General features: G+C 40.8%; 11 protein-coding genes. All 11 read right to left on the bottom strand.

Translation table 11 applies throughout. The annotated features are described in order from the left end of the window. Positions 1–9: 9 nt before the first annotated feature. Entirely contained in the window at positions 10–1,665 is a 1,656-nt protein-coding gene (locus I2H87_RS01760; RefSeq protein WP_195609189.1) for a hypothetical protein, read from the bottom strand. Positions 1,666–1,821: 156 nt separating this feature from the next. Next, complete coding sequence (locus I2H87_RS01755; RefSeq protein WP_195609188.1) at positions 1,822–3,096, bottom strand: SLC13 family permease; 1,275 nt, start codon at positions 3,094–3,096, stop codon at positions 1,822–1,824. Positions 3,097–3,129: 33 nt separating this feature from the next. Continuing rightward, positions 3,130–3,951 (bottom strand): alpha/beta hydrolase, encoded by an 822-nt coding sequence (locus I2H87_RS01750; RefSeq protein ID WP_195609187.1) that lies wholly within the window; start codon positions 3,949–3,951, stop codon positions 3,130–3,132. A 67-nt stretch (positions 3,952–4,018) separates the two neighbouring features. Beyond that, positions 4,019–5,743, bottom strand: coding sequence for a dihydroxy-acid dehydratase (gene ilvD, locus I2H87_RS01745; protein ID WP_195609186.1), 1,725 nt, complete (start codon positions 5,741–5,743; stop codon positions 4,019–4,021). A gap of 270 nt (positions 5,744–6,013) precedes the next feature. Then, the gene (locus I2H87_RS01740; RefSeq protein WP_195609185.1) at positions 6,014–6,715 is read right to left on the bottom strand and encodes a FadR/GntR family transcriptional regulator; all 702 of its coding nucleotides are present in this window, start codon (positions 6,713–6,715) and stop codon (positions 6,014–6,016) included. 153 nt (positions 6,716–6,868) lie between these two features. Next, positions 6,869–9,235, bottom strand: coding sequence for a glycoside hydrolase family 3 protein (locus I2H87_RS01735; RefSeq protein ID WP_243273857.1), 2,367 nt, complete (start codon positions 9,233–9,235; stop codon positions 6,869–6,871). A gap of 38 nt (positions 9,236–9,273) precedes the next feature. Next, positions 9,274–11,703 (bottom strand): glycoside hydrolase family 3 N-terminal domain-containing protein, encoded by a 2,430-nt coding sequence (locus I2H87_RS01730; RefSeq protein WP_195609183.1) that lies wholly within the window; start codon positions 11,701–11,703, stop codon positions 9,274–9,276. Next, the gene (locus I2H87_RS01725) at positions 11,687–13,609 is read right to left on the bottom strand and encodes an alpha-L-rhamnosidase-related protein (RefSeq protein ID WP_330611410.1); all 1,923 of its coding nucleotides are present in this window, start codon (positions 13,607–13,609) and stop codon (positions 11,687–11,689) included. Before I2H87_RS01725 ends, I2H87_RS01730 begins: the two co-directional genes overlap by 17 nt. Before the next feature lie 423 nt (positions 13,610–14,032). Then, complete coding sequence (locus tag I2H87_RS01720) at positions 14,033–16,336, bottom strand: GH36-type glycosyl hydrolase domain-containing protein (protein WP_195609181.1); 2,304 nt, start codon at positions 16,334–16,336, stop codon at positions 14,033–14,035. Between the two features lie 104 nt (positions 16,337–16,440). Next, positions 16,441–17,337, bottom strand: a complete 897-nt coding sequence (locus I2H87_RS01715; protein ID WP_022152406.1) for a carbohydrate ABC transporter permease — start codon at positions 17,335–17,337, stop codon at positions 16,441–16,443. A 9-nt stretch (positions 17,338–17,346) separates the two neighbouring features. Then, positions 17,347–18,264 (bottom strand): ABC transporter permease, encoded by a 918-nt coding sequence (locus I2H87_RS01710; RefSeq protein ID WP_022152405.1) that lies wholly within the window; start codon positions 18,262–18,264, stop codon positions 17,347–17,349. Positions 18,265–18,272 lie beyond the last annotated feature (8 nt).

The following is an 18,272-nucleotide window of genomic DNA, read 5'->3' as shown; positions in this document are numbered from 1 at the left end:
AACCTTTCTCTATGCAAGCCGTTCCCCGAATACATCCGATCCGGGTGCGAAGCTGACATACTCCATATTATCTTTATCTACCAGATTTCCGGAATACGGGCACCCCTGGAAATTATATTCTTTCCCTTGATATTTCACTCTGCATGTATAATGCCACATATACCATTCTGCCGTTCCATATGGATAGTCACCATAACAATTATGTATATCTTCAAACCCTCCTATCATTTCTGCAAATTTACATAATAAAGCCGGTGAATCATAAGAATTCAACTGGTAGTTCTCCCACCATACTCCGGATTCGGTCATCAGCCATGCATAACCGCCCTGTCCTCCATTTTCATCTGTAAAACAGGTATAATAGTCAAAATTCGCAAGCAAATATTCTGATACTTTCTCCATCTTTTCAATCGGCGTCATGTCCGGTGTTGTAACCTTATCTAATATCTGCTTCATATAAGCCTCATTGGCAGCTGAATAATCCAGTACTTCAATCGAAAACTCTTTTACGAGAAGATCCTTTTCATAAATCTTAACCGGCACACTGCCTGCTTTGCCTGTATAAATTGAGAGCAGATATCCGCCGTCAACTTTTTCAATGTAAGAAATGAGATTATCGTCATAAGTATAATCCACATCGTCAAAATTCCAAGAAGAACCTGCATTCGTAAATTCAATATCTTCTTCATTCGGATTTTCGGTTTTTAAATATACCATACAAAATTCACCGGTATACGTTGTTTCAAACGGTTTCAGTGCATACACCTCATAAGAATACTCCGGTTGTCTGTCATTCTGATCCTTTCCCGGAACCCATTTTCCATCCGCACCTACCCAACAATTTCCGATCCACTGATTCGTCGCCATAGAACCATCCGCACGCAGATAATAATCGCCGATCCATGTATTCGATGCCATCGCTCCGCCTGCATACATATAATAATAATTTCCGTTGATCCAATGCCATCCTTTATCCAGCATATAACCGTTACTGTCAAAATAATACCAAGAACCGCCGATCATTTCCCATACATTTGCCGGATAACTTCCGTCCGCGCGCTGATACCACCAGCCGTTTGCTGACGATACCCAATGATCCGTCACCCATGTTCCGCTTGCATTCACATAACTTCCGCCGATCCATGTATTCGACGCCATTGCTCCGCCCGCATACATATAATAACAACTGCCGTTGATCCAATGCCATCCCTCATCCAGCATGTAGCCACTGTTGTCAAAATAATACCAGGAACCACCGATCATTTCCCATGCATTCACCGGATAACTTCCGTCCGCATGCTGATACCACCAGCCGTTTGCTGACGATACCCAATGATCCGTCACCCATGCTCCGCTTGCATTCACATAACTTCCGCCGATCCATGTATTCGACGCCATTGCTCCGCTCGCATACATATAGTAACAATTTCCGTCAATCCAATGCCATCCCTCATCCAGCATGTAGCCGTTATTGTCAAAATAATACCACTGACCATAAATCTGTTTCCATGTGTTCACCGGATAAGACGCGTTGTCTTCCTGCCACCACCAGCCTGCACCGTCCTGCTTCCAGCCTGCTGCCTCAGCGGGCTCCATCGGAACAAGCGGAAGAAGCATCGACAAGACCAGTCCGGATACCAATGTTTTTTTCATATTTCTTTTCATGTAAAATCTCCCTTTCTCTCTCTTGATCTGTAAATAATCTCTTCCTTTTATTATAAATAATCTCCTATAAAAAGCAACATTCCTTTTGAAATCAAAAAGGTGAGCGCTTCACCGCTCACCTTTTTTCCCTCTTATATTTTATTGTTTTCTTCTTATTTAAAAGAAGAGATACGTTCCAACAAGTGTTCCGACATAGAAAATTGCACATGCCGGAAGTGTAAACTTCCATGTTTCTTTTAATGTATATCCACTTGCCCCGTGACACATTGCCGCTTCTCCCGAAGAACAAGGCAGCAGACATGCGCATTTTGCAGTTACGTCAACAGTAAGGATCACCGGGATCGGATTCAATCCGGCTGCCAAAGCCGTTGTGATCGCCACCGGGATCACGGAATACATCGATGCATTGTTACTCATAAAGTTGGTGATCACAATCGTAATACCGCCAAACAGAGCAATCAATCCAAATTGAGTCGAGGCACCGCCGAACAGTGACAAGATCGACTCTCCGATCAGTTGTCCTGCTCCCGTCTCTGACAATGCAGTCGTCAATGTAAAGATACCCGCAAGCATAAAGATCAAGTCTACCGTGATACCTTGTTTTACGTCTTCTACTGTAATAATCTTCATAAATACAAGGAACACCGCACACAATGCCGGTCCGATATACAACAGATTCCCTGTAAACTGATTCAATACCATAAATGCAAGCATCACACAGAATGTAATGTATGTAATCATTTCATCCCGTTTTGACATCTTCACTTCCGCTATACCTGCTGCCGCCGCTTCATTTTCCACACTGCGGTCTACACTTTTATGCGGAAGCAATTTATAACAGAAAATCGTATAAAGTGCGAGCAAAATTCCCGGTATCAGTCCCGCTTTCATCGGGTCAAACATCTCAACTACATACTGATCTCCATACGGTTCCAGAAATCCATTCAGAATCGCAAAATTTCCGGCTCCGATTCCAAACGGGATTCTTCCATTCCAGAGCGTAGTCAGCGCCGCTGCCGGAAATATGATTCGCGCCGCATTCACTTCTCCCGCATCACTTAAGTTTCTCGCCATTACAATGATAATTGCAAGCATTGCCGGTCCCGGCATGAATGTTGACAACACAATGATCGCGATCACAAAGATTGCCATCAGGCGAAATCCGGATTTTCCATTTTGGAGCTGTATGATCCTTTTCTGGACATTTGAAATAAAACTTGTTTTTGCAAGCGCATTTGTAACAACAAATGAACCTGCCAGCATAACGACAAACGGATTGCAGAATCCCGCAAATGTGCCGGATGCATCCAAAACGCCTGTCACTCCTAAAATGATACAACATGACATTGTGATAAGTCCAAAAGGCCATTTATTCATTACAAAGGCAACGATCATCAAGATCATAACCCCGATCACAATATAAGCATCCATTCCTGATATCCTCCTCTTTTCCTCTCCATCTTTTTAAAAGCCCAGTTCCTGCTCAATCGGCGTAAGCGGAAGCCAGTCCAATACTTTTTTTATCTCACTGTCCCAGAAATCCCAATTATGGTTGCCCTCTCTCGTCGAAAACGCATGCTCATATCCGATTTCATCCAAATATTCATGAAAACGGCAGTTCTCCTGATAAAGAAAGTCTTCTGTACCGCATGCAAGATACAGCCTTGTTCTGTTTCTTTCCTCCGTCATCGCTTTTTCTGCAAGTTTATAACTGTTTAATGTCTCGTCTGCATCCAGATCTACTCCTTCAAATGCATGTGACCAGACCGTAAATTCATTATTCTTTACGTTCTCTGTGATCAGTCCGAAGTCAGCGGAAAGCCCGATCGTATATCCATATATTTCCGGATGGGAGAGCCCCAATCTCACAGCGCCTCCACCTCCCATGGAAAGTCCGGCAATATAGGTATCTTCCCGTTTCTTAGAAACAGGGAACATCCACTGTATCACTTTCGGAAGTTCTTCCGTAATATATACTTCATAATCTTTTCCTGATTTCGCATTCCGGTAAGCTCCATTTTCACCATACGGCATAACCACAACTACATTGTGGTGACGGGCATAATCTTCGATTCTGGAAAATCTCTGCCAGTCCCCCTCATCACCATAAGTTCCGTGAAGCAGATACAACACCGGATAACATCCATGTGTTTCATAGAATCTTGAAAATTCATGTTCTCTTTTATTCATCCCATCCTGTGCCGGCAAAAGCGTCGGTATGATCACATTCACATTTGTTCTCGTTTTTAACGCTGCTGAATAGATTTTTAAACTAATTGATGCCATAATTGCCCTCCCGTTTTTCTTTTTTATCCGACTTCTCGTATTTCTGCTACTACTGTTATCAGTATTTCTACTTCATATATCCGCCTTTCATCGGAGATACCGCATGTTCCGAATAAATCTTCAATACGCCGCTTTTATATTTTTCCTCTTTCGGTCTCCATGCCCGCTTTCTCTCTTCAAGAATTTTTTCTATTTCTTCCTCTGCAAGTTCACGCCCTTTCACACCGACAATTTCCAACTTTCGTTCTTCAATATTTAACAAGATCAAATCATCTGTTTCCAAAAGTGCGATCGGTCCTCCCGCAGCCGCCTCCGGGGAAACATGTCCGATTGCAGGTCCTTTGGACGCTCCCGAAAATCTTCCGTCCGTGATCAGCGCGATACTCTTGGCAAGTTCTTCATCCGAAGCGATCGCTTCCGTCGTATAAAACATCTCCGGCATTCCCGAACCAACCGGTCCCTCATACCGGATGATCACCGCATCTCCGGGACGGATCTTATGCGTCAGAACCGCATCGATCGCCTCCTCTTCGGAATCAAACGGGCGTGCCCGAAGTACTGCGCGGAACATTTCTTTCGGTACCGCCGAATGTTTCACAACTGCCCCGTCCGGCGCCAGATTGCCCCTTAAAATCGCTACCGTTCCGTTCGTTCCGATCGGTTCTTCAAATGTGCGGATCACATCCGTTGCTTTCAGTCCCCACGGCTTCAGATAAGCTTCACATTTCTCATAGAACCCTTGCTTCTTTAATGCTTCCAGATTCTCCCCGACCGTCTTTCCGTTGACCGTCTTTGCATCCAAATGCAGCATGGATTTGATTTCTTCCATAATTCTCGGAACGCCGCCCGCATAATAGAAAAATTGTGCCGGCCATTTTCCCGCTGGTCTGATATCCAGCAAATAATGTGCATTCCTGTGCATTCTGTCAAATGTATCCGCATCGATTTCAATTCCAAATTCATGTGCGATCGCCGGAATATGCAGTAAGGAGTTTGTCGAACCCGAAATGGCCGCATGCACCATGATCGCATTTTCAAAGGATTCTTTCGTCACAATATCCCTTGCGCTCAGACCGGATCTCGCCAGCTTCACAGCCAATTCTCCGGCCTGATATGCTGCCGTTTTCAATTCGTCACAAGTCGCAGGCATCAGCGCCGTTCCCGGGATCATAAGTCCCAGGGCTTCCGCCATGATCTGCATGGTTGATGCTGTTCCCATAAACGAACATGCTCCGCAGGACGGACAGGCATGATGTTTATAATAGAGGAACTTATCCTCGGAAATCTCCCCTCTCTGATACATCGCAGAATACATACCGATCTGTTCCAACGTCAACAGATCCGGTCCTGCTTCCATTACGCCGCCGGTAACAACCACAGCCGGAAGATTCAACCGCCCGATCCCCATCAAAATCGCCGGCACGGATTTATCACAGCTTGCAATGAACACTCCCGCATCAAACCCGGTCGCATTTCCGTGAATTTCAATCATGTTTGCAATCATATCTCTGGAAGCCAGAGAATAATTGATCCCGTCATGTCCCTGCGCGATTCCGTCACAAATATCCGTTGCAAAATATCTTGCTCCCTTGCCTCCCTCTTTGGAAATTCCCTCTATGGCTCTTTCCACAAAAAGATTCAGGTGTGCACTTCCCGGATGACTGTCTCCAAATGTACTCTCCACCAAAATCTGCGGTTTTTCCAGATCTTCAACAGTCCAACCCATGCCGATTTTTAACGGATCATTTTCCGGTGCCAGTTTTCGTACTTCCTGACTATGCAGTTCTTTCATCTCAACATATCTCCTCATTACTTTCTCTTAAAACAAACAGCGCCTTTGTTTGTATCAAACGATATCATATACCAACTTATCAGACAAGACGGATACCTTGTGTTCTACTTTTTGCAATATAAAACTTGTTTTTCGCGGCATTTTGCTTCTTTTTCTTGTCTATTTTTCACTAATTTTACATATTTTCTTAAAAACGCGAAAAAAGATGTCAGACAACTTTTGCCAAACACCTTTTTACAAATCACTTTGCTTTCTATTATTTGTTTTATATTATTTTCTTTCTTTGATCTGCTTTAAGATCAAACTTCTGTTATACGTCATATGCATCTGCATCGAATTTCTCGCGCCTACCGGATCGCGAGCGGCAATCGCATCCACCACCTCCCTGTGGGTGCGGATCGTCTCGTTCAGCAATCCTTTATGCGTAATGTTCACAAACATCATTACCGCAGTGTCGATGATCGGAATCAACTGTTCTACAACCTTATTTCTGGAGCATTCCGCCACATAACAATGAAATGCAATATCTTCTTCAATATAATTCTCTCCGTGAAGCCCCTTTTCTTCCACAAGATCACAGAGTCGCTTCAATTCTTCGATTTCCGTTTCTGTTGCGTTTCGCGCCGCTGCCTCTGCCATAGCCGGTTCTATCATCAGACGTACCTCTACCAAATCCAGAGCGATCACTTCTTTATCTTCAAAATCTTTGATTCCAAGCGGATCATTTTCCGGGAGCATCGCCTCCACCACATATGTTCCCGATCCTCTCCGCACTTCCAAAATCCCTTTGGAACTCAAGCTCCGGATTGCCTCTCTTATGGTGCTTCTGCTCACACCGAACTGTTCGGACAACCGGTATTCGTTCGGAAGTTTCTGCCCTGCACGATAGGGTGTCCGCCGGATCAGTTCCCACAGCTCCTCCTCAACCTGTTCCACCAACAGTTTTCCTTTTAAATTCTTTAGTTCACTCATATTGATTCCTCATTTCAAGTAGATGCAGTATTTTGAAATCATTATATACTACCGCCCTGTTCAAATACAACTTCATTTCAAACAAAAAACAAGGGTATCTTCCCGCCATCCACCAGACAGCGTGAAGATACCCTCATTATGCATTTCCCTCTACTACTTATTTATTTTTTTGAGCATAAACACTAAGTTCTGTACCGCACATTCTAACATTTCTTTTGTAATTCTGTTTTCTTCATATCCTTTCCTTATCTGTTGAATGACCGGTGGACCGCCCGGCATAATAATATCATTTCCTGCCGCAATTGCATCGGCTCCATCCACAACAATGTCCATATCCCCCCAATCTGTCACCACAACACCTTGAAATCCCCACTCTTTCCGCAGAATATCAGTACACAAATCCTTATTTCCTCCTGAAAAAATCCCATTAATTTTGTTAAATGCTGTCATCAGACATACAATACCTGCTTCCTGCACTAACATTTTAAACGGTTTTAAATATAATTCTCTTGCAGCACGCTCTGTAATGATTGAGTCCACCGCATCATAATTCTTTATTGTATTTCCCCTCCGATATGTTTCCTGTTCATTCACAGCAAAATGTTTCGGGCACACCAATACACGATGATTTTCCTGAACCCCTTTCGAAATTTCACAAGCACATGTTCCTGTCAAAAAAGGATCTTCTGAAAAATATTCAAAATTTCTTCCCCCTAACGGATTTCGCTGTAAATTTACCGCAGGAGCTAACCAGACATCAACTTTTTGTTTTTCACATTCCGCTCCGACAGCATTGCCAAACAAATACCATAATTTTCGATCAAAAGAACAAGAAATCAACATTTCTGTCGGCCAGCTTATCTCACCAATTCCTGCCGGACCATCTTTATAAAACACAGAATAAATTCCCTTTTCCGGAATTGCTGGCGATACATATCCATTTACACCTGTTGGATGACTGTTCACTGTTACCGGATTTCCCTTGGAATCTGTAATTGTTTCAGGATCATGTTGTTCTGCATATGCTGAAAAAGGAATTCCCGGTCCATATCCGACACATAACGCCATAAGCTGTTCCATTGTTAATTCTGTTACGATTTTATCTTTCTTATGTGATTTCTTATCCCGGCTTTTTCCGACAACCTTTTCTAAGTTTATCTTATATTTACATGTACATGTCTGCTCTTTCTGTTTTGCCACAATAAATGGTACTTTCCCCTGATTACATGGTTGCGGCATTAACTTATTTGAACATTTTTCTGTCAGAATATCTTCTTTTAATTCAATTTCAACCATTGGTTCTGTTTTTTTAGAAGAAGTTCCGACTCTTAAAAAGTAAGTTCCCTTTTCTATTATATAAGATGCTTTTTCTTCTACATAAGTAGCCATTTCCTCCCAAGGAATTTTTATATATATCCTCGTTTCTTCTTCCGGCTGAATAATTTCTGTCTTTTCAAATCCTTTCAATTCCTGATATACTTGCTCGCTTTCGCATTTACATTTTGATACGTAAACTTGTACGACCTCCTTCCCCATTCTGGTTCCGGTATTTTTTACTGCAACTTCTAAAGATATATTTTCATTTGACGTGTAAATATTTTCCAACCGAACCGAAAACTCTGTATAGGATAAACCATATCCAAACGGAAACAATGGTTCTACCTGAAAAGAATCAAAATATCGATAGCCAAGATATATATTTTCACGATAAACCGTCACCGGACTTTTTTCATATTTCACACTTCCGTTTTCAGCCGCATCCAGTCCATAACTTTCATAGGTAAGCAACTGTCCCGGATCATCTTTATTCCAACTAAAATCCTTCCATGCCGGATAATCATGATATGTCTTTGCAATCGTAAAGGGCAGTTTTCCGGATGGATTTGCCTTTCCCACTATAAGATCCGCTAACGCTCCTGCCCCCTCTTCTCCAGGAATACCGATAAACAGTATTCCCTTTATCTGCTTTTTTTCTGTCCATGAGAGGTCTATAAGTCCATTTATATTTAAAATTAAAATAACCGTAGAAAAATTTTCGCATACTTGATCGATTAATTGCTGTTCCGACTCCGTCAAATAATAATCTTCTTGTAAATGTCTGTCACACTCTTCCCCTCCGGCATTTCGTCCTAATACGATCATTGCTGTTTTTGTCTGTCTGCCGGCATCTTGAAGTAATTTTTCCGGTACCGAAAATTCTTTTTCCGGCGCATGATACTTCCCGAAAATCTCATACATCCATCCGCAATTCGACATCTTCTCCAGCTTCGACCAGTCAATCGTGTCTTTTGGTTCTTTCCTATCTTCTTCAATACTTTTTAAATAGAAGGACTTCAAACTTTTAACTGTATTGATTCCCGCCTCTTCCAATGCTTCCAATATATTTTTCTTTCCTTCTACATAAGCAGCTCCGGAACCGTTTCCCGAATAAATCATATCTATTTGTGCCCTTCCAAAAACTGCAGTTGTTGTATTCAGATCCAACGGAAGTACATTTTCTTCATTTTTCAACAATACCATCGATTCTTCTGCAATTTTTTTTGCAACTGCCTGTTTATTCATAAGGTCTCACTCTCCATTTTTACTTTCGCATAAAATCCTCTGTCTTTTCCTGAAATCCAACGGCTGTTCTTAATTTCAAACTCTCCGTTCAATCTAATATCTTCCGAAGAACTTCCTACTTCCACGCCGATCATTCCCTTTTCAACTTTCCACTTCATCTCCAAATCTAAAAATGCCATCTGGCTTGCCTCTACCTCAAAGATTACTTTTTTCGCCTCTCCCGGCTGTAATGTTATTCTTTTAAATCCGGCTAATTCTTTTACAGGTCGTGTCATACTTGCATACCGATCAACCAAATATAGTTGAACAACTTCATCTCCCACTACTTTTCCGGTGTTTTTGATCATTGCTTCTATACAAATCGTTTCTTCCGGTTCAACTTCCGTTTTATTCAATTTCAACTCACTATACTCAAACGTGGTATAAGAAAGTCCATGCCCGAAAAAGTACCTTGGTCTGTGCGGAAGATCAACGTAATTTGCAAAACCGATGCTGCCGCTTTGATGCCATGCAGAACCATTTGCATGATTATAATAAATCGGTATCTGTCCTGCATGGTATGCCACTGTCAGCGGCAGTTTCCCGCCCGGATTATACTCTCCGAACAGAACCTTTGTAATCGCCTCCGCGCCTGTCTCAGAAGGATTCCAGGCTTCAAGAATTGCATGAAGATAACAATCGGCTGCATCGCTGGATATAGGACGTCCATTAAAGTGTACTCCGATCAACGGCTTCTTTAATTTTGAAGCGGCAAAGATAAATTTATCCTGACATCCCGGAAGATTAATATCGCTTGCATCGATTCCCTCTCCCATCGATGCCATCGAACAAGTTCCATGCTTTCCTCCCAACGTCAAAATCGCCGCATCCGCTTCTTCTATTGCCTGTAAGGCTTCTTCAAAACCGGATTCATCTTCTCCGGCGATCGGATAACCATATGCATAAATAAATTCCGTGTCCGGATATTGTATTTGTAACTCCTCTAATAAACTTCTGCATTCCGGTTTCTGTACTTTTAAAATACGATCAAATTCTTCCGTTTCATCTGATTGAATATTGGTTCCCGGAACAACTACAATTTCCTTATTTTCCGGATTTTTACACCCACTGACACCTGCAATAGAATTCTCAATTGCATATGTCGATTCAACCATACACATATGAGTATATCCGCCAAAAAATTTTCTTGCACTATTGGCATGTGGTCCGATCACTGCAATCTTTTTCATTGTCTTTTTTAGCGGCAATGTCCCATCATTTTTTAATAAAACAAGGGACTCCATTGCCGAACGAAGAGAAATCTGTCTTGCCTCTTTACTATAAAATGCCTGTTTTAGTTCTTCTCCCTGCAAAGCAAATGGATGCTCGAATAATCCCATTCGAAATTTTGCAGTTAATACCCGCAATACCAATGCATCTAATATCGCAATATCTTCTTCTCCATTCTCAAACTTCTTCTTTAACTCTGCATTGTAGCCGGTCGTATTCGGAAGCTCTATATCCATTCCTGCTTTCATACACATTGCTCCGGCTTCCGCTGCTGTTTCACCAACATGGTGCACATTATGGACATTTCCGACAGCGCCATAATCACTGATGCATACCCCGTCGAATCCCATATCTTCTCTTAACAATTTAGTCAGTATTTCATAAGATGCGGATGCCGGAACACCATCGATCGAACAATAACAAGGCATAATTCCCTTCAATCCCGCCTCTGAAATTGCTGCCTGGAATGGTTTTGCGTAGATTTCCTGTAACAATCTGGGTGGTGTATCACTATGTGTTCCGTGGATTCCGGCCACAGAGTTATGAAATGCCAGAAAATGTTTTGCTACACTCTCTGTCTTCCTTCCCGCTTTTTCACCTTCTTGAATCCCTTTTGTATATGCGCTTCCCAAGGCAGAAGCCAAAACCGGATCTTCTCCATAGGTTTCTCCCTGACGCCCCATTCTGGAATCTCTTGAAATATCTAAAACAGGCGCCAGAATATGTGTAATTCCACAGACCGCTTCCTGATTACTCACAATTTGTGCAATCTGTTCTTCTAATTCCGGATCCCAACCGGATGCTCTTCCTATTCCGGACGGAAAACTTGTTGCATCCTGAATAAAGGCCCCGCATAAACCTTCCATATGAAAAATTGCCGGAATGTGATGCGGACTGTTTTTCATTACAATTTCCTGCACATTTTTTTGCCATTTCGCAACATCTTCTAACTTTTCCAAACGACGCATTTCAAGCGTACTTACTTCCCCGATTCCAAATGGTGTCATCGCATCGATCGCGTTCATATCATAAAAAAGCTCCTCAAATGGAAACACACCATTTACCTGTGCCATTTTTTCATCCAAAGACATTTCTTTTAATAAAATTTCCGCTCTTTTTTCCGGCGGCAGCATTGCATTTTTATATCCGTTCTTCATAACTCTCTCCTTCTTTCACAATCACTTCTGCTGTACACGTTTTGGGAATTTCATATTCTAATTCCATTTTCCCATTTTTTTCTTTTTTCCAAAATATCTTTATGTTTCCATGCGGTGTGACCACTTCTCCCTCTGCCCATTTTAAATATCCGGGGATCGGATGTATCAGCACTTTTTGATATGCCGGTGCGCACGGGCGCACGCCTAATATAACTGCCGGCATCTCATACAAGATCACCGCTCCCCACGCATGACAATCACTTCGCTCATCCACCATATTTTCAACGCATGTCGTAAGATGTTTTTGCAGCATCTTACGCCAAGTATTCCATAATAAATCTGTCTTTTCATACAGATTTGTCATTTCCAATGCACGAAAAAGATAAAATGCCATCGCTACGGAACATGGTGCATATCGCTCTGTATCCTTCAACGTTTGTAAAAGTATTTTTCTTCCTTTCTCAATCGATACACTTTCTGTCAGAAGCGCAAACACCTGACAATGTTGACTATACTTTTTCAGATCCGGTCCATCCAGATAAACTCCATTCTGATCTCTGCAAAACTTATTAATTGCAGCACGCACATTTTCCGCCCTGTTTTTATATTCCCGTGCAGTATCTTTCCTCTCCATATATTCCATGATCTCCGCCGCATGCATCAATCCATATATATAAAGAAAACTCTCCATTGTTATAGGTCCGGTCAAACCCGCATCCGGCATGCCTGTTGTTTCCTCCCACTGTGGAGCCCAGTCAATAAAAGACCAATATCCGCGTTCTGTCAGCTTACCGCCTATTTTTCCAACCAATCCACGCTCTTCCAAATGCTCAGCAAAATAATTTAAAATATTGTCCATGCACCCAAGATGTTCTGCTATAAATTTTTTATCTCCATAATAGAGCATAAAATCATGTATCATCAATATGTAATAAATAGAAAATGTCGGAATTACGTTTGGTTCTGTATCCGGATAACAAGAATTCAATGTTCCATCTGCTCTTTGAGATCTTTTAAAATCATTCATACACTGCCTTGCCAATCTGTCGTCTCCGGCAATCGCATATGTATATAGTATTTGACTTCTCGCATCCATCGCGTATTGTAATTGTTCATAAAACGGACAATCTGTATATGTTTCTTGCATACATCGTTTCAGCGATCTTAAACTGATCTCCCATATGTCCTCCAAAGATGAGTCTGATGTTTTTATCTTAGAAATAACTTCTAGAGGATACCCTGTCTCACAATAGTCCAGTCCGGTCAATATAAGTGGTTCGTCCGCTGTATAAATATCCAGCTGAATATAACGAAATGTTCGAAACCAGAATGGTTCATAACTCTCTGTTAACTGGTCACTTCCATTTCCCGCCACAAAATATGTATCTGTAAATCCACACAATTTTCCGTGCACCCAATCTGTACGATCCCCTTTTTTTGCAAATCCACCTATTTCTTCCGGCAATTCAGAAACATACCCTTCACTTGTCAGCAAACGGATTTCACAGCCTTTTCCTTGTTTCATTCTGAGGGAAATAAAACCACACATCAATTCTCCCGCATCAATTTCGATGACTTGATGCGTATGTGGTTTAATGCAAATTTCTTTTTTCCCTTTCAACAACTGATTCCAAAGATCAAATTTTATGTCTTCCTCAGTTCTTTTTATAACGCTCACAAATTTACGCGGTATGACATTCATAAGCGGAATCTGTCTTTTTTGCAAGTTACCCGGACTTACAAGCTGACTGATCTGATCTTTTTTATAACAGCTTGCATTGTCCCACTTACTATCATCATATACACTTTTTTTCCATCCGGTTAATTGTGCGTCCCCTCTTTTCTTCTCTAAAATCTGCAGTTGTGAATACCACGGAAACTCCGAAACTATTCTAAAATCTCTCACTAAAAAGCATTTCCACGTTTCATCTGCGGTAATTTGTCCACTCTTTTCTTGAATATACAATCCCGGAGTTATTGTTCGAAAAATACTATGATTCCCCCACCCATTAACCGGATAATGCAACACTTCTGCTGCAAGAATATTCTCTCCTTTCTTCAACATCCCTTTTATATTTACTTCATCCAAGAACCAGACTTCTCGATCCCCCTTTGCAGGACCAATCGAAACAAGCTTCTCGTTTACATATAATTTATATCTGGATTCTGCTGAAATTTGAATAATAAAATCTTGTTGAACATCCTCTACAAAAAACTTTTTACGAAATAATCCTACTTGCGCTTTTTCCTGGTCCCTCTGCCAATCGGCGCCCCATATCCAATTTGTATTTTGTTCCTTATCCATATATCAACTTCTCTCCTATTTCTTTCATTGCTCTGAATAAAGATTTACCTGAACGATATGTTTTTTGTGATCTTGATAATCCGGAAGTAAATCTCCGTCTATTCTCATACCATCCACCCATATTTCTTTTTCTTTAAATTCCTTTGAATTTTTTATATGTATCTCATATTCTGCATTTCGAAACGCTCTTGTTATCTCTGCGGATTCCCATTGCTTCGGAAATACGGGACAAATGCGTAACCCTTTATAATCTCGTTTAACACCAAGTATCCCCTCATACAGCGCCATCATCGCCCAAGCTGAGGTACCTGTTGTCCATGACCAATATGATTTTCCATAATACTTCGGATGTGTAGAATAACAGTTTGTAAAAACATAAGGTTCTGCTCCCGACTGCGTCGATGGATTTTTTTCGCTGTCCGGCATGATTTTTTTTAGAGTTTCTATTGCTTTGCTCGCTCTTCCCAATTTGCAGTCCATTAAAATCTTAAAACCTGTTGCATGACAATATATTCCGCCGTTTTCAAAAAGCCCCGGCAGCATTCCTGACATTCGTCCTACGTTCGGAGAATACGATTCATATGGCGGCATATTTAGCGGAAATCCGAAATCTTGTTCCATACTATCTACGGATTTCAATAAAGCCGGTAATTTTTCTTCGTCCACAACATCTCCCAATACCGCCCATGTCTGTGCATTTAAGTAAATCTTGCTGCCTTCACTATATCGGGAGCCGATATTTTCTTTTTCACTCAATGCCCGCATATACCATTCTCCGTCCCATGCCGCATCATTAATCTGTTTTTGCAAAATATGGAATTCTTCATCTAAAAACAATGCATATTCTGTCTCCCCAATTTCAAGCATAAGTTTTTTCAATTCCCTCAAGGCCAAACAAAATTGATGGGACAGCATCACAGATTCCGCCTCCGGATCTGTCGTAATATTCAACGCATCATTCCAATCTGCAAAATAAATCCGAATCAATCCATTTTTCCCTTTATCTGAAATCAATCGGTCAACCGCCGCTTTTATATGTTCTAAAACCGCAGCGCTCCCGCCATCCTGCCATTCGATTTCTTGATTTAAGATTGCGTAATCTCCGGTCTCTTTCACTAATTCACACACTGCCCAAATGATCCAGAAAGGCTGATCCGAATATCGCGTATCATCATAAGGATACCAGGTAAGCACTGCATGTCCGTCTTTAAACTGATGCCGCAAGCATTCCAGAATTTCTTCTTTCGCCTTTTCCGGTCTGTAATTTAGTAACGCTACTGCAATCTGTAAATTGTCTCGTACTCCTTTTTTCCCGACAATGCAACAATCAATCTGTTTTTTCAACCACCAATTCATAATATGGTTTATTTTCACATCCGGGGTGTTCATTGATAAGGATGCATATTTTTCTGTATTATATTGCTCCGTTTCCTTCAAACACGTCTCAACAACCTGTATGTCCTTATAGTAATCTTTGACTGTTACGGCCTCTTGTAAGGATTCTGATACTCCCAGTATAAAATAAATTTTCTTTTCTTCATTCGCTTCTAATGCCACTTTATTCTGTAAAACTCCGCCTAGTACAAACAGAGCGCCTTCCGAATTTGTGCAATCCATTCCTTCAACTACGATTTTAGGTTTCTGAAATAAAGCATAAGCGGAAGCATCTAATTTTGTAATTGTACCATTTTCTCCACAAAATTTTCCCAATTCGCCATCATATGCAAAAACCGGTTCTGAAGACGCCAGAAATGCATTATATCTTTTATGAGGCGCAAATGGATGTGACGACGCACAATAGATCCCATTTAATTCTTCGTCAAATCTCGTTTCTATACAACGATACATTTCATAATATCTCGGATACGAAAATCCTTCTAATTCAAAAGTTACGGCAGAAAAAATACTAAGTTCGCGTTTCCGTCCGCTTTTATTGTGCAATTTCAATTCCCATACCTCATGAAATCCTCGTTCCGGTACGAAAATTTCCCATGTGCTCTCGATTTCTTCACACTCCGATCCGATCTTCGTAGATCCGATTTTATGTTCGCAGCAATATTTATCAACGCTCTTATTTAATGGGCCTTCTCCTATATTCCAGCATTCCCCGCTGTCTTCATCCCGTATGTAGATATATCTGGCATCATTATTATTGATCATGCACATATCAGCCTTTTCATTAATATAATAACTGCGCCCATGTCCCATCTGCGATACCTGCGCGCAATATCCCTGTTCATTCCATAAATAATTAAACCAATATCTCGGCGGCTTGGAGTCATAGATTGCACAAGTTTTTCCGCTGTCTTTAAATTCATAACTCTTCATTTCTCACGATTCCTTTCCTTGCTTCTTATATACAAAAAGCAACGATTTTTATATGAAATCGTTGTTTTTTGTATCATTTCTATGTATGATTTACTATTACCGCATCAGCCTTTCACAGCTCCGACCGTAATCCCCTTTACAAAATACTTTTGGAAAAATGGATATAACACCATGATCGGGATAATACCTATTACTGAAATTGCCATTCGTATTCCTGTGGACGGGAAGCTTGCTGCCATCTGTCCGCCGCCGATCTGGGCATTTGACATCATAAATTGTACATCCTGCATAATCCGGTTCAAATAATTTTGCAAGCTGTATAATTCAGGTTGATTCACATAGTACAATCCGTTGGTCCAATCGTTCCAATAACCGATTCCAACAAAAAGTCCAACCGTTGCCATAACCGGCAATGCCAGTGGCAGCACGATTTTGAAATAAATCCCGAATTCATTTTCACCGTCAACCTTCGCTGCTTCGATCAATTCTGTCGGTATGTTCTGCGCGAAATAATTTTTCATTAACACGACATTAAATCCATTCATCAATAAATTGGGAAATATCAAAGACCATATCGTATTTTTCAAGTGAAAAATCTGTGTCCACATGATATATGACGGAACAATTCCTCCGTTAAACAGCATCGTAAAAAATACAATAAACGAAAAAATCTGTCTGTTTTTAAAATCTTTACGCGAAAGCGGATACGCCAGCAATGGTGTGATAAACAAGCTCAATGCTGTTCCGAAAACCGTAATAAATAATGTCACTCCGTATGCTCTCAATATTTCCGGCGCTTTTTGAAATAAATATTTATAAGAAGTAAAATCAATATTTTTAGGAAAAAAAGTATATCCGCTCTGAATCAATTCGCTTTCATTTGTTATCGATCCCATAACCAAAATCAATAACGGCAATATTGCCGCCAGTGCAAAAATAATCAAAATCACGTGTATGATAATTTGAAATACTTTCTCTCCTTTTCCGTATATATTCGACATTTTTTCCTCCTAAAACATTGCATCATCCGGACTTAATTTACGCACGATCGTATTTGCCGCTAAAACCATAATAAATCCGACGATTGATTGATATAAACCTGCTGCCGCTGACATACCAATCTGATTTTGCTGCATTAACGCACGATACACATAGGTATCAATTGTCTGTGTTGTAGGATAAAGTGTTCCTGAATTCAAAGGTATCTGATAAAAAAGTCCAAAATCCGAATAAAAAATTCGTCCGATATTCATGATTGTCAGCATAATGATCGTACTTTTTAAACATGGAAGTGTAATAAGTTTGATTTCCTGCCATTTCGATGCACCGTCAACTCTCGCCGCCTCATACAGCGATTTGTCAATTCCGATAATCGTTGACATATAAATAATTGATGTATAACCGATTCCCTTCCAAATGTTTACTAACACCAATATAACCGTCCATTTTCCCGGATCGTTATACCAATCCACGGCTTCCAGTCCGAGACTGTTCAAAAAATTATTGATCAGTCCCGTATCTTTACTCAAAAACGCGTAGCCGATATAAGCGCATATAACCCATGACAGTAAATACGGTAATAAAATTACTGTCTGAAAGAATTTTGTCTCTGCTTTCTTCCGCAATTCGCTCAGCATAATGCCCACTGCAATTCCAAGTACCGTTCCCAACACGATAAATACAAGATTATAAAGTATGGTATTTCGTGTCATGATAAAGGCCGCATCTGTTTTAAACAAATACTTGAAATTTTCAAATCCTACCCATGGACTTTTAAAAATTCCCAATCCATAATCTACTTTTTTAAATGCAATGAACATTCCGAGCATCGGTCCGTAATTATTGATCAATAAATACACTAAACCGGGGATCATCATGATGTAAAAAGGCCATTGTTTTTGCAGTGGTTTCTTTTTTGTTCTGCTCATCGTTACTC

Source organism: Mediterraneibacter glycyrrhizinilyticus (assembly GCF_015560805.1).
Classification (GTDB): Bacteria; Bacillota; Clostridia; order Lachnospirales; family Lachnospiraceae; genus Schaedlerella; species Schaedlerella glycyrrhizinilytica_A.
The sequence above is the reverse complement of the archived record's forward strand: the minus strand, read 5'-3'. Positions and strand labels throughout refer to the sequence as shown.